13 protein-coding genes and 2 tRNA genes are annotated in these 13,942 nt (G+C 61.9%); 3 read left to right on the top strand and 12 right to left on the bottom strand.

Features of this window, described 5'->3' with window-relative positions; genetic code table 11:
• Window positions 1-158: 158 nt before the first annotated feature.
• The 7 genes from IGB42_RS19880 to tmk all read right to left on the bottom strand — a co-directional run bounded on the left by IGB42_RS19880 (window position 159) and on the right by tmk (window position 5,157).
• Window positions 159-587: a cytochrome c gene (locus IGB42_RS19880; RefSeq protein WP_159675007.1), complete on the bottom strand. Its 429-nt coding sequence runs from the start codon at window positions 585-587 to the stop codon at window positions 159-161.
• An 82-nt stretch (window positions 588-669) separates the two neighbouring features.
• On the bottom strand, window positions 670-1,050 hold the full coding sequence (locus IGB42_RS19875; protein WP_159675005.1) for a DUF2237 family protein: 381 nt from the start codon (window positions 1,048-1,050) through the stop codon (window positions 670-672).
• 41 nt (window positions 1,051-1,091) lie between these two features.
• On the bottom strand, window positions 1,092-1,868 hold the full coding sequence (locus tag IGB42_RS19870) for an MBL fold metallo-hydrolase (RefSeq protein ID WP_159675003.1): 777 nt from the start codon (window positions 1,866-1,868) through the stop codon (window positions 1,092-1,094).
• Complete coding sequence (locus IGB42_RS19865; protein ID WP_159675001.1) at window positions 1,868-2,656, bottom strand: TatD family hydrolase; 789 nt, start codon at window positions 2,654-2,656, stop codon at window positions 1,868-1,870. Before IGB42_RS19865 ends, IGB42_RS19870 begins: the two co-directional genes overlap by 1 nt.
• 457 nt (window positions 2,657-3,113) lie before the next feature.
• On the bottom strand, window positions 3,114-3,479 hold the full coding sequence (locus tag IGB42_RS19860) for a PilZ domain-containing protein (protein ID WP_159674999.1): 366 nt from the start codon (window positions 3,477-3,479) through the stop codon (window positions 3,114-3,116).
• A complete protein-coding gene (holB, locus tag IGB42_RS19855) occupies window positions 3,476-4,510 on the bottom strand; it encodes a DNA polymerase III subunit delta' (RefSeq protein ID WP_159674997.1) in 1,035 nt (344 codons plus the stop codon). The genes IGB42_RS19860 and holB overlap by 4 nt, the downstream gene beginning before the upstream one ends.
• Window positions 4,507-5,157: a dTMP kinase gene (tmk, locus tag IGB42_RS19850; protein ID WP_159674995.1), complete on the bottom strand. Its 651-nt coding sequence runs from the start codon at window positions 5,155-5,157 to the stop codon at window positions 4,507-4,509. Before tmk ends, holB begins: the two co-directional genes overlap by 4 nt.
• 296 nt (window positions 5,158-5,453) lie before the next feature.
• Here tmk and IGB42_RS19845 point away from each other — a divergent pair, with 296 nt between their 5' ends.
• Window positions 5,454-7,469: an NADPH-dependent 2,4-dienoyl-CoA reductase gene (locus IGB42_RS19845; protein WP_159674993.1), complete on the top strand. Its 2,016-nt coding sequence runs from the start codon at window positions 5,454-5,456 to the stop codon at window positions 7,467-7,469.
• A gap of 270 nt (window positions 7,470-7,739) precedes the next feature.
• On the opposite strand, the gene IGB42_RS19840 is transcribed toward IGB42_RS19845, so the two are convergent.
• From IGB42_RS19840 to IGB42_RS19820, 5 genes are all read right to left on the bottom strand, one after another.
• Window positions 7,740-7,816 (bottom strand) — tRNA-Arg (locus tag IGB42_RS19840).
• A 49-nt stretch (window positions 7,817-7,865) separates the two neighbouring features.
• A tRNA-Ser gene (locus IGB42_RS19835) sits at window positions 7,866-7,959 on the bottom strand.
• Window positions 7,960-8,165: 206 nt separating this feature from the next.
• A complete protein-coding gene (locus IGB42_RS19830; protein ID WP_159674991.1) occupies window positions 8,166-9,392 on the bottom strand; it encodes an aspartate kinase in 1,227 nt (408 codons plus the stop codon).
• A 119-nt stretch (window positions 9,393-9,511) separates the two neighbouring features.
• Complete coding sequence (gene alr / locus IGB42_RS19825; protein ID WP_159674989.1) at window positions 9,512-10,585, bottom strand: alanine racemase; 1,074 nt, start codon at window positions 10,583-10,585, stop codon at window positions 9,512-9,514.
• A 16-nt stretch (window positions 10,586-10,601) separates the two neighbouring features.
• Entirely contained in the window at window positions 10,602-11,219 is a 618-nt protein-coding gene (locus IGB42_RS19820) for a DedA family protein (RefSeq protein WP_159674987.1), read from the bottom strand.
• 158 nt (window positions 11,220-11,377) lie between these two features.
• Between IGB42_RS19820 and lplT the strand changes: the two genes are divergently transcribed.
• Window positions 11,378-12,673, top strand: a complete 1,296-nt coding sequence (lplT, locus tag IGB42_RS19815) for a lysophospholipid transporter LplT (protein WP_159674985.1) — start codon at window positions 11,378-11,380, stop codon at window positions 12,671-12,673.
• Window positions 12,666-13,853: an efflux RND transporter periplasmic adaptor subunit gene (locus IGB42_RS19810; protein ID WP_159674983.1), complete on the top strand. Its 1,188-nt coding sequence runs from the start codon at window positions 12,666-12,668 to the stop codon at window positions 13,851-13,853. The genes lplT and IGB42_RS19810 overlap by 8 nt, the downstream gene beginning before the upstream one ends.
• The last annotated feature ends 89 nt before the right edge of the window (window positions 13,854-13,942 follow it).

Here is a 13,942-nt window from a genome sequence, read left to right as displayed (position 1 = left end):
AATGGGCTGAGTGTGGGGTTTTTGGAAGTGCCCTTTAGGCAAATGCAGCACCAGACTTTTTGGAAAGGCGTTCAGTGACTTTGTTGAGGCTGTTGATGGCGTGTGCATCCGACAGGAAACGACAGCGGGCGAATCCGATGCACGCATTCCACGTCGATTCACTGCGGGCGGAATACCCGGTGGCAAGTGCTGCAGCTGTCTTCCACACGCAGCATGGGCGCGCGCACATCTTCCAGCTTGCCACTGGCTGCGGCGGCGTTCAGGTGATCCGTGGCTTGCTGGAAATCAGCGGCGGCCTTGGTAAAGGCCTTGGCGGCATTTGCATCTGCCGGCTGTGCCGAGGTGTATTCCGGAAAGTGTGCCCAAGGCTTGCTGGCGGCCTGCTGCAGCAGCCTGGCGGTGTTGGCAAAATCTGCGGCGACGAAGGGTTGCCGGCCACGCGTCATGCCGCTGAGGGTTTCGGACAGGCGCAGCAGTTGCTTCATGTCTGCCTGGCGCTTGCCTTGCGGCGAGTTGGGGTCGACACGCTGGCAGGCACCCAGCGACAGCAGCATGGCCAGGATGACCAATGAAGAGAGATAACGCATTGAACTCAACGGTTGAACGGCAAACAGCAATAACGCGCCAGCGCGCAATGCGCTGACGGCGGGGTGGGATGGCACAGCCGGCTCAGTGCAGCGGCGGGCGGTCTACCGCATGCAGTACCAGTGTTTCCAGCGATACATGATCCAGGATCGCCTCGTCACTGGCGGCCAGCAGGATGGGTGGCGCCTGGCCATCCATCAGTGCTTCTACCCAGCGCAGCCCGCACAAACACCATTGATCACCGGGCTTGAGACCGGCAAAGCCGAACTCCGGGCGCGGTGTGGACAAATCATTGCCGCGCGATCTGGAGTAAGCGAGGAAATCCGCACTCATGCGCGCGCATACGGTGTGCTTGCCAGGATCATCATCGCAATCGGCGCAGCAGCCATCGCGCATGAAGCCGGTCAGCGGATCAAGGCTGCAGGGGATCAGTGGTTGGCCAAGCACATTCAATCGTCGGGTCATGGTGGTTTGCCTGGCGGGTATCTGGTTTCAGTCAGTAGCGATCATTCGGCGGACAGGCGCATGCCGTCATAGCCCACCACGATGCCATCCGGCAGGCGGGCAGACAGCGCATGGTATTCGAGTTCATGCGTCATATGGATGAACACGGTGCGGCGCGCGCCGATGCGCTGTGCGGCGGCGATGGATTGCGCCACGCCGAAATGCGTGGGGTGCGGTTGCTCGCGCAGGCAATCGAGGATCAGCAGATCCAGCCCTTGCAACCGCTCGTAGCTGTCTTCGGGGATTTCGGATACATCAGTGATATACGCCACATTGCCGATACGGAAACCCTGTATCGGCCATTTGCCGTGCAGCACCGGAATGGGTGTGATGGTAACGCCGGCAAACCCGAACGGCGCATTGTCGATTTCGTTGAGCTGTAGTACCGGTTTATCCCAGTAATTGTTGGGAGACAGCAGCGTGTATGAAAAACGGCTGCTGATGTGCTCGGCCACCAGTGTGTTGCCATATACCGGCAGCGCGGCCTTTTGCAGCCAGCAGAATGCGCGCAGGTCATCGATGCCATGCAAGTGATCGGCATGCGGATGGGTATACAGTACGGCATCGACATGCAGCAGCTTTTCGCGCAGCGCCTGCTGGCGCAGATCCGCGCCGGTATCGATCAGGAATGTTTGCCCGCCGGCGCGGAACACCGCGGATGCACGCGTGCGCTGGTTGCGTGGATCGGCCGAAGTGCACGTGCTGCAGGTGCAGCCCAGCGCCGGCGTGCCGCCGCTGGAGCCGACACCCAGCAGGGTGATTTCGACCGGGATGCTCATTACAGCGGGCCCGCCGGGCGCGGCCCGGCCTTGGCAAACAGCGTGAAGAAGTTGTGCGTTGTGGCCTCCGCCACTTCGGCCACGCTGATGCCGCGTAGATCGGCAATGTGCTCGGCTACATGCTTCACCCAGGCCGGCTGGTTGGTTTTACCGCGGAATGGCATCGGTGCGAGGTAGGGCGAATCGGTTTCGATCAGCATGCGTTCCAGCGGCACCAGTTTGGCCACTTCCTTGAGCGCTTCCGCCTTCTTGAAGGTGACGATGCCGGAAAAGGAAATATAGAAGCCCAGCGCCATCGCCTGCTGCGCCACCTGCCAGCTCTCGGTGAAGCAATGCATCACGCCGTTGACCTTGCCCTGCCCTTCTTCGTGCAGGATGCGGATGGTGTCTTCCGATGCCGAACGGGTGTGGATGATCAGCGGCAAGCCAGTCTGCTGCGCAGCGCGGATATGCACACGAAACCGCTCGCGCTGCCACTCCAGATCGCCTTCCAGCCGGTAGTAATCAAGCCCGGTTTCGCCAATGGCAATCACCTTGGGGTGCTGTGCCTCTGCCACCAGCCAAGCCACCGTGGGCTCGATGGTGTCTTCGTAGTCCGGATGCACGCCCACCGATGCAAACAGATTGGACTGCGCGTCCGCCAGTGCCAGCACGCTTGGGTAATCGGGCTGGTTCACGGACACCACCAGCGCATGCGTGACCTTGTTCTCCTGCATGGCAGCGAGCTTGCCATCGAGATCGGCAACAAGATCGGGGAAATTGATGTGGCAGTGAGAGTCGACGAACATGGTGAGCTGGCAATGAGGGGTTAGCGGGGATTTTAGCACTGCATGGGGGACAGACAGTGGGGTAAAAGGTTGCAGGGTGTGGTGGTTACATTGCGCTGTGTGGTTTGCACACGGGCATAGAGAGGTTTAGCGGCTATGCAGCACATTCGCACTGCATGCCGTTTAGGGCGGGAGTGCGTCCCGCATCGCCAGGCGGCAAAGCTTAGACATCACCAGCCTACGCGCCACCCCGCCTTTGCCAGCATACAGCCTGGCAGCGCAGGAGACTCCTGCAGGGAGTGCTTCAGTAGGGGCGCCGGGATTGTTGAGGGGGTCACGAGACGCCCCCTTGACCTGCTCGCAGGGCGGCCATCCGCCGCGCGGAAGCGGCACCAAAACCAACGCGCCGCAGTTGTTAATACCTGAATTGCCCCGCAAGATAGGCAAGGCTTGGCAAACAACGCCAAGCCAGTGCCGATTACATCGTATGCGTCGTGCGCGAGGACTGCAGATACCCGCCCAGCAAACCCTCGATCTTGTTGCGGGCCTGCGCGCCTGCCTCATTGGCCGAGAACTGCACGCCCACACCTTGCTGGTGGTTGTTGTGTGCGCCACCCGGCGTGATCCACACCACATTGCCGGATACGGCGATCTTGGCCGGGTCGTCCAGCAGCGACAGCAGCATGAATACTTCGTCCCCCAGCTTGTAGGGCTTGGCGGTAGGAATGAAAATGCCACCCCCCTTGATGAAGGGCATATAGGACGCGTACAGCGCGGCCTTTTCCTTGATATTGAGCGACAGCACGCCCGGGCGGTTTACGGGCGGCTTTGGGGCTTCGGTCATCGGGGGCTCCCGGCGCTTTTCAGCGCGGCGAGGTAATCAAACAGCAACGACTCGATCACGAGCCGTGCATTCAGCGGGTGATGCGCAAGTTTCTTCGCATCGAACAGCCGCTCTGCATAAGCGGTCATGCCGGCGGCGCGTGGCGCCAGACGCGACAAGGCTTCGCGACAATCTGGATAATAGCGAACTTTCCCGGTCAGCCCCAAGCTGACGAGGTCATGCACCCATTTCTGTAGCCATTCGACCAACAGCGCCATTTCCACCTTGGCACGGTCGAACTCCGCCGCCACGGCCAGTACATCGAGCGCGCCGGGGTTGCCCAGGTGCTCCAGCAGGCTGGCGCGCAGCGGCAACCATTCGGCACTGGCATCCTCCAGCGCGGCCAGCGGCGAGCCACCGGTATGCGCCAGATGCAGCGCCGGGTCGACCACGCCCTGTTCCGCCAGCCACTGGCTGGCAGCGGCCAGATCGGGCTGCGGCAACGCAAACACGCGGCAACGGCTGCGCACCGTGGGCAACAGGCGCCGCCAGTGATGTGATACCAGGATGAAACGTGCGCCTTGCGGCGGCTCTTCCAGCGTTTTCAGGAAGGCATTGGCTGCGGCGGTATTCATGGCTTCCGCCGGGCACACCAAGGTAACGCGGCTGCCGGCGCGGTGCGAGGTGAGCTGCACGAAGTCGGTCAGCTCGCGCACGTTCTCGACATTGATGATGGCGGATTTTTTCTTGGCCTTGGTATCAGGCTTGGCACCCTCTTCACTCTCGTCGGCTTCGCCGTCATCGGGCGACAGCAGCCGGAAGTCCGGGTGGTTACCAGCCAGTTGCCAGCGGCAACCATCGCACCCGCCGCACGGTGCGGTACTGCGGTCTGCGGCTTCGCACAGGAACCACGCAGCCAGCCGGTCGGCAAAGCGGCGTTTGCCGATACCGGGCTCGCCGGTCAACAGTAGCGCATGTGGCAGCCGTGCCGGATCGTGCATCAGTTGCGCCCACGCTTCGTGTTGCCAGGGGTAGAGCTCGAACGCGCTCATGCGGCCAGCCATTGCGGCAGTTGCGCAGCCAGTTCCTGCTGGATGGCCTCGATACCGCGGTTGGCATCCACCACCTTGATACGCGCCGGGTCTTGTTCGGCGCGGCGCAGGTAGGCATCGCGCACGCGGGTATGAAAATCGGCAGCTTCGCGCTCGAAGCGATCCAGCTCGCGGCTGCCGGCCATGCGCGCAGCGCTCACTTCGGGCGGCACATCGAACAGCAGCGTGAGGTGTGGTTGCAGCAGCAGATCGCCGCGTTGCTGCACCCAGTGTTCCAGTGCGGCAAATTTGGCCAGATCCAGCCCGCGGCCGCCCCCCTGGTAGGCATAGGTGGCATCGGAAAAACGGTCGCACAGCACCCAGTCACCGCGTGCCAGCGCCGGTTCGATCACCTCGGCCAGATGCTCGCGCCGCGACGCGAACATCAGCAGCGCTTCGGTTTCCAGGTGCATGGGTTCGGACAGCAGCAAGGCACGCAGCTTTTCGCCCAGCGGGGTGCCACCGGGCTCGCGCGTATTGATGAAACGGATGCCCTGCGCGGCCAGCCAGTCGGCCACCCAGGCCAACTGGGTGCTCTTGCCAGCGCCATCGACCCCTTCGACGCTGATGAATCGGCCCCTCGGGCCTTGGATGATCTGTGCGGACATGGCGCCATTTTGACAGCTTGAGCGCCGGAAGGCGACGTTTTAACCCGGCAAGGGCTCAGGTTTGCCGAGATGCAATTAGCCGCCGGCACGGGCACCGATGCTTCCGGCAAAGCAGCCTGGTGTGATTCATCAGCAATACCGCCAGCCGCCCTGTAATGGCCTAAGTTGAATACCGGGTAGACGGCGCATTGCCGCTGGGCGCCAGCCATGCAAATGGCGATGCCAGCGTAAACCCCAATACCCAGCGCGCATCACAGTGATAGCGTGCTTGAAACAATCGTTTCATGGAGTGACCGATGACTGCTTACCCGCACCTGCTGGCCCCGCTGGATCTGGGATTTACCACGCTGAAGAACCGCGTACTGATGGGGTCGATGCATACCGGGCTGGAAGAAGCGGCCGACGGTGCTGAAAAGCTTGCCACGTTCTACGCCGAGCGCGCCCGTGGCGGGGTGGGCCTGATCGTTACCGGCGGCATTGCCCCCAATGCGGCCGGGCGGATTTATCCGGACGCTGCAATGCTGGCCAGTGAAGCCGACCTGCCACACCACATGCCAGTCACCCGCGCAGTTCACGCTGCCGGTGGCAAGATCTGCCTGCAGATCCTGCACGCCGGCCGCTATGCATACCATCCGGAATCCGTTGCGCCGTCTGCCATCACCGCGCCGATTTCGCCATTCACCCCGCATGCGCTGAGCGTGGCCGAGATTGAGACCACCATTGCCGATTTTGCCCGCTGCGCCCGACTGGCGCGCCAGGCCGGCTACGACGGCGTGGAAATCATGGGTAGCGAAGGCTACCTGCTGAACCAGTTTCTGGTGACCCGCACCAACCAGCGCGATGACGAATGGGGCGGCAGCTTCGAGAACCGCATGCGGCTGCCACTGGCCATCGTCAACGCGGTGCGCGCGGCGGTAGGCAGCGATTTCATCGTGATCTTCCGCCTGTCGTTGCTGGATCTGGTGGAAGGCGGCGGCGCACTGCCCGAGGCAATCCAGCTGGCACAGGCACTGGAAGCGGCCGGCGTCTCCATCATCAACACCGGCATCGGCTGGCACGAGGCCCGGGTGCCAACCATTGCACAGGCAGTGCCACGCGGCGGCTTTGCCTGGGTGACGCGGCAACTGCGCCCGCATGTGAACATCCCGCTGATCGCGGTCAACCGCATCAATACGCCGGAGATTGCCGAGGCCATACTCGCCGCTGGCGACGCGGACATGGTATCGCTGGCGCGGCCGCTGCTGGCGGATGCGGATTTCGTCGCCAAGGCGGCGGCCGGCAAGCCACAGGCCATCAACACCTGTATTGCCTGTAACCAGGCGTGCCTGGATCATGTATTCGAGGGCAAGAAGGCATCGTGCCTGGTGAACCCGCGCGCATGCCGCGAGGATGAATTCGCCATCCGGCCCGCGGTGCAGCGCAAGCACGTCGCGGTGATCGGCGCCGGCCCTGCCGGCCTGTCGTGTGCGCTGACCGCCGCGCAATGCGGCCATGCAGTCACGCTGTTCGAAGCCGGTGATGCCATCGGCGGCCAGTTCAGGTTGGCAAGCCATATCCCGGGCAAGGATGAATTCAGGGAAACGCTGCGCTACTACAGCTACCAGCTGGCCGAAGCCGGGGTAACCATCCGGCTGAATACGCCGATTACCGGCGCGCAGCAGCTGGCCGGCTTTGATGAAGTGGTGGTCAGTACCGGCGTGCGCCCGCGCACGCCGGCCATCAGCGGCATCGATCATCCCAAGGTGGTCAGCTACCCGGACCTGATTTCCGGCAAGGTGGCGCCTGCTGCGCGCATTGCAATCATCGGTGCCGGTGGTATCGGCGTGGATACCGCGGTAATGGTGTCCGAACCGGCGGTGGAAACCACACCGGTCAACGATTACCTGAACGAATGGGGTATCAACCAGCATCTGGATAGCGCTGGGGGCCTGCAGCCGGCTGTGCACCACCACAATCAGCGCACTATCTGGCTGCTGCAGCGCAAGCCCGGCAAGCCCGGCAGCGGCCCCGGCAAGACCACCGGCTGGGTGCACCGGCTGGCACTGCAGCAACGCGGCGTAAACCTGCTGGCCAACGCGGAATACCTGCAGATCGACGATGCCGGGCTGCACGTCCGCATCAAGGGGCAAGAGCAATGCCTGCCGGCCGATCAGGTGGTGATCTGCACCGGGCAGGAATCGGTGGCGGAGTTGTTCGATAAGCTGGCGCAAAGCGGCGTGCGCGTACACAAGATCGGCGGCGCGGAATTTGCCGGCGAGCTCGATGCCAAGCGCGCGATTGAATCGGGCACGCGGCTTGCGCTCAGCCTGTAGCCAGGCATGCATTTCACGACTGCGCCGCGTGCAACAGCACGCGGCGTTTTTCATGCGCGGTTTGTATTGATTTGCATGCAGTGATTGCATCCAGGGGCAAGCGGATGGATGCGGCAACGCAATGCGCAAACAGTCTGAAGCATTCAGCAACAAATCTGATGCAAGGCAATTAGTGAAGCTGAAGCGGGAAGTATTACGGTACTGCTGGATGGGGTATTGATGGGATGTTGCGAGGTACTGCAGAAGGGATAGTACGTGGTAAAGCAGAAGTGGTGCACCCGGAGCGATTCGAACGCCCGACCCTCTGGTTCGTAGCCAGATACTCTATCCAACTGAGCTACGGGTGCACTGTTTGCTGCTTTTTACTACTTCCTACACCAACCCGAAGGAAGGTCTTGGCGGAGACGGAGGGATTCGAACCCTCGATACAGGTTTAAGCCCGTATGCCTCCTTAGCAGGGAGGTGATTTCAGCCACTCATCCACATCTCCGTCAAGGGAAGCCGGATATTACCTAGGGTTCCGGCAGCCGTCAAATGACGATTTCACTGCGGGCCCGCTTTCAAATGCATCGGGCCGGATACTGCCGGATCAAACACCTGCAAAATCAATAACAAACAACATTGCGCCGGTTTGCGGGCCATGCACAAAAAATTGCGCCAATGGCCCGAAACCACACCCGGCAAAGCCGGAAATGCTTATTTGGCCTGGTCGAGGCCGAATGCCTTGTGCAATACACGCACAGCCAATTCCAGATATTTTTCATCGACGATGACGGAAATCTTGATTTCCGAGGTCGAGATCATCTGGATATTGATGCCTTCTTCGGCAAGGGTGCGGAACATGGTGGAAGCCACGCCCACGTGCGAGCGCATGCCCACGCCAACGATGGACACCTTGCAGATCTTGTCGTCGCCGTTGACGCTCTTGCCGCCCACGTGGGCCTGCACGCCTTCCAGTACCTTGATGGTGCGGGCGAATTCGCCCTTGGGCACCGTGAAGCTGAAATCAGTGGTGCCGTCCTGGCCGACGTTCTGGATGATCATGTCCACGTCGATATTGGCATCTGCCACCGGGCCGAGGATCTGGTAGGCAATGCCGGGTTTGTCCGGCACACCGATCACGTTGATACGGGCTTCGTCACGGTTGAATGCGATGCCGGAGACGACGGGCTTTTCCATGTTCGGGTCTTCCTCGAAAGTGATCAGCGTGCCCTCGCCTTCTTCCTGGAAGCTGGAGAGCACGCGCAGTTTTACGTTGTATTTGCCGGCGAATTCAACCGAGCGGATCTGCAGCACCTTGGAACCCAGGCTGGCCATCTCGAGCATTTCCTCGAAGGTGATGGTCTTGAGCTTCTTGGCTTCCGGTACGACGCGCGGATCGGTGGTGTATACGCCATCGACATCGGTATAGATCTGGCATTCGTCTGCCTTCAGCGCGGCGGCCAGCGCCACGCCCGAGGTATCCGAGCCACCACGGCCCAGCGTGGTGATGTTGCCTTCCGCATCCACGCCCTGGAAACCGGCCACGATGACCACGCGGCCAGCGTTGAGGTCGGCACGCATGGCGGTATCGTCGATCGACTGGATACGGGCCTTGGTGTGCAGCGAATCGGTGAGGATCTTCACCTGGCCGCCGGTGTAGGACTTGGCTTCGATGCCCTGTTCCTTCAGCGCCATGGCCAACAGGCCGATGGTGACCTGCTCACCGGTGGAAACGATCACGTCGAGCTCGCGCGGATCCGGATTGGCCTGGATCTCTTTGGCAAGCGCGATCAAGCGGTTGGTTTCGCCGCTCATTGCGGACAGGACCACGACCAAGTCGTGCCCCTGGGCCTTGAATTTGGCGACGCGGCGGGCGACGTTCTTGATACGGTCGGGTGTGCCGACCGAGGTGCCGCCGTACTTCTGGACGATCAATGCCATGATGCAACCTGTGTGGTTGGTAAGACGAAATTTGTTAAGGGCACAATTGTAATGAAAGCTGTTCCGCTTTACGAGCGCACACAGCATCAAGCCGTGCTTTCGCCACTTGCGCCCCCGGATCAGCGCACGGTCACCGCTACTCTCGCGGCAACTGCACACGTCAATTCATAGGCAATCGTGCCGGCAGCCGCTGCCACTTCATCCACCGGCAACGCCTGCCCCCATAGCTCGACTGCCGTGCCGACACCGGCAGCCGGCAGCGTGCTGATATCCACTGCCAGCATATCCATCGATACGCGGCCGACCAGTTGGCTGCGCTGGCCGTCCACCAGCAGCGGCGTGCCGCTGGGCGCATGGCGTGGATAACCATCGGCATAGCCGCAGGCGACGATACCGATGCGCATGCGCTGCGTGGCGGTGAAGGTGGCGCCATAACCGACTGCATCGCCGGCGGCAAGTTCCTGCACGGCGATAATTTCCGATGCCAGCGTCATTACCGGCAGCAGACCGAACGACGCGGCACTGCGCGCGCTGCCGAACGGGCTGGCGCCGTACAGCGCAATGCCGGGGCGCACCCAGTCTGCATGCGTATCCGGATAGGCCAGCGTGGCGGCAGAATTGGCAAGCGTGACGGGCAACGCCAGGCCGGCAGTACCGGCATGGAAGCGCGCCATCTGAGCGGCAATGCCCTTGCCGGCTTCGTCCGCGCAGGCAAAATGCGCCATCAGTGTGATGGCAGCCACATTGGGATTGGCCTGCAGGCGCGCCACCAGTGCCGGCGCAGCTTCCGCAGGAAACCCAAGGCGGTTCATGCCGGTATTGAGCTTGAGGAACACGCTGACCGGCGCGGGCAGACGCATGGCTTCCAGCCGCACCAGCGAGGCTTCGTCATGCACCGACAGCCACAGGTCATGCTGTGCGGCGCCATGCAGTTCGTCAGCATCGAACACGCCTTCCAGCAACAGGATGGGCTGGCGTACGCCGGCGCCGCGCAGTGCCAGCGCACCGGGGAATTCCAGTGTGGCGAAACCATCGGCATCGGGCAGCGCATGGGCGGTAGTGATCAGGCCATGGCCGTAGGCATTGGCCTTGACCACGGCAAAGGCGCGGGCCTGCGGCGCACGGGCCTTGAGCGTGGCGTAGTTGTGACACAATGCATCGGTATGGATCGTGGCAGCGATCGGGCGCGGCATGGACTACTTGCTCCGTTCAGGATTGCGGGCGGCGGGCACGATGATGGCGCCACGCCCAGATGGCGGCAGCCACCAGCGCCACGAACACCAGCAGCAGGATGCCGGTCTGGCCGCGTTTCACCCACAGCAGCAGCCATTCGTGGTTGTAGGCCCCGTAATGACCAAGATAAACCCAGATGGGCACGCTGATCAGCGCGGCAAAACCATCGAGCATCAGGAATCGCCAGTAGGGAATTTTCTGGCTCATGCCGGCGGTGAGGAAGATGGGCGAGCGCAAGCCGGGCAGGAAGCGCGCCACGAACAGCACGCGGTTGCCGTAGCGGGCAAATTTGTCCTGCACTGCCGCGTAGCGCTCCGGTGTGAGCAACCGGGCCACCCACCGCCAGCGCAGCACTCCTTGGCCCCAGTGGTATCCGGCAAAGAACATGATGGTATCGCCCAGCAGCACCCCCGCCATGCCGACCATGAACATGGTGTGCACGTTGGCGTAACCCAGGCCGGCAATGATGCCGCCGGCCACCAGCGTGATGTCTTCCGGGATGGGTACGCCGAATCCGCAGATCAGCAGCACCAGGAAAACAGCCAGGTAGCCGTAATCGGTAAACAGGGGGAGCAGGTATTGGAGAGCTTCCATTGACTTCCATTAGCGTCATCAGGGGATGGCCGCGCTTCATAGTAGCATGCAGCTTACAGCCTCCCGTTCGGACAATCCCGGATTGAATCGGTTCATGCAAGCATCAACGGTCGGATAAACGTGATATAACGCCGTGATTCGATCAGCCCGACATCTCTATGGACCGCGGTTTTTTCCTGATACTCGGCGCGCAATTTTTGTCGGCACTGGCTGACAACGCCCTCTTCATCGCCGCCCTCGCACTGTTGCGCGAACAACAAGCGCCGGAGTGGCATCTATCGATGCTGCTGGTGTGGTTTACCGTCTCCTACGTCGTGCTGGCCCCGTTCGCAGGATCGTTTGCCGATTCGATGCACAAGGGCAAGGCGATGATGATATGCAACGGCATCAAGCTGCTGGGCTGTATCGGCATGCTGACCGGCGCCCCGCCCATCGTTGCCTATGCGATCGTCGGTTTTGGCGCTGCCGCGTACAGCCCCGCCAAATATGGCTTGATTACCGAATACCTGCCGCATGAAAAACTGGTTGAAGCTAATGGCTGGCTGGAAGGGGCCACCGTGGCCGCCATCATTTTCGGCAGCGTGCTGGGCGGCCTGCTCACCGGGCATTCCATGGGCAACTGGCTGGACGGACTGTCGTTCAGCCCAAGCTGGCTCTCGCCGGCCGAATGCGCAATCTTCACCATCCTGGTAATTTATCTGGCGGCTGGCTGGCTCAATCTCTATATCCCCAAGCTCAATGTACAGCTCAAGAAGCTGGAATGGCGCCCGTTCGCGCTGATACATGAGTTTGCGGAATGCCTGAAGCGCCTGTGGCAAGACCCGCAAGGCCAGCTCTCGCTGGCGGTGACCACATTGTTCTGGGGCGCAGGCGCGACCATGCGCCTAGTCGTGCTCAACTGGGCCGTGATCTGGCTCAACTACACCATGCAGGAAGGAACCTTGCTGGTGGCAACCGTGGCATTCGGCACTGCGTTTGGCGCCGTGCTTGCCGGGCGCTATATCCCCTTGAAGAAAGCATTCAACGTGCTGCCGGCTGGGGTTGCCATGGGCGTGCTGGTAATGAGCATGCTGCTGATCCACAACGCCATGATTGCCGCACTGCTGATGTTCATCGTGGGGGCATTGTCCGGTTTCTTCGTGGTACCGCTGAATGCCATGCTGCAACATCGCGGTTATTTGCTGATGGGTGCAGGGCATTCCATTGCCGTTCAGAACTTCAACGAGAACTTGGGCATCCTGGTGATGGTCGGATTGCATGCGTGGCTGATCAAACACTTCAGCAGCGCATTGCCCGCCGATGCAACGCAAGAGGTGCGAAACCTGTTCGCTGTAAACGGCTTGCCACCCATGCACGTTATCGTGCTCGGCTTTGGTCTTTTCGTTGCGGTGAGCATGGTGCTGGTGATCTGGCGCTATCGCCGCGGTACTCGCGCTGGAATCATGCATGACTAAAACAGTTTCACCCCTGCTGCTCACCCTGTCCGTTTCAGCGCTGCTGGTCACCGGCCTGTCCGCTTGCGGGCGCAAAACAGAAAACACGGATGCAAAAAAGCCGCGTGCCGCCCAGGTACGCACCGTCAAGGCGGAAACCAGTGATGTGCCGGTGATCCTCACCGCGCAAGGCCATGTGGTCTCGCTCAACCAGGTGGAGCTGCGCCCGCAAACCAGCGGCATCCTGCGCGGCATCCATTTCAAGGAAGGCGATGACGTCAAGGCCGGGCAGTTGCTGTTCAGCCTGGATAACCGCGACGCCGCCAGCAGCCTGCAGAAGATGGACGCCACCATCGTCCAGTACCAGGCACAACTGACCGAAGCCGAGCGCGATCTTTCCCGCTCCAAGGAGCTGGCCGCCAAGGGCTTCGTATCCGCATCGGTGATCGATACCGCGCAAGCCAAGGTCGATGCACTGAAGGCGCAGATTGCCGCCGCCCGTGCCGATGCCAGCGGCGCACGCGTCACCCTGGGTGATCGACGTATCGACGCACCGTTTTCCGGCCGTACCGGTGCACTCAACGCCTATCCGGGCAGCCTGGTGCAGCCCGGCAGCGCGCTACCGCTGGTGATCATCACCCAGCTGGACCCGATTGCCATCCGCTTTACCGTGCCGGAAACCGATCTGGCCGCAGTGCGCAGTGCGCAGTTGCAGGGCGCGGTGATCGTTTCTGCCGACCTGGGCAAGGCGGGTAAGCTGCAAGGCAAGCTCACCTTCATCGACAACGCCATCGACAGTGCCAGCGGCACCATCGTGATGAAGGCCGAGTTTGCCAACCCCAAGCATCTGCTGTGGCCCGGCATGTATACGCCGGTCAGCATCGATGCGGGCGTAACCCACGATGCCGTGGTGCTGCCGGCCCAAGCGGTGCAGAACGGCCCGAGCGGGCGCTTCATCTACCGGGTGGGCGCCGAGCAGAAGGTAGCCAGCCAGCCGGTGCAACTGGTGCGCGTGTTTGACGAGCGCGCCATCGTGACCGGCGTTGCGCCGGGTACCAAGGTGGTATCGGAAGGCGGCCAGAACCTGCGACCGGGTGCCCAGGTACAGGAAGCGAGCGCACCAGCCGGCAAGCGTGGTGGCCAGCATGGCGACCAGAAAGACAAGGGCGGCCAGGACGCCAGCCAGCCCAAGGGTGAATGACCCGGGGCCGGCCACCGCGCCGCCTGACCTGATTCGCGTGCTGCCAGCCTGGCTGGCAGCCCTGCTCCGCCCGTTTGATATCGAGCTGC

This window comes from Andreprevotia sp. IGB-42 (assembly GCF_009848685.1).
GTDB lineage: Bacteria > Pseudomonadota > Gammaproteobacteria > Burkholderiales > Chitinibacteraceae > Andreprevotia.
The sequence above is the reverse complement of the archived record's forward strand: the minus strand, read 5'-3'. Positions and strand labels throughout refer to the sequence as shown.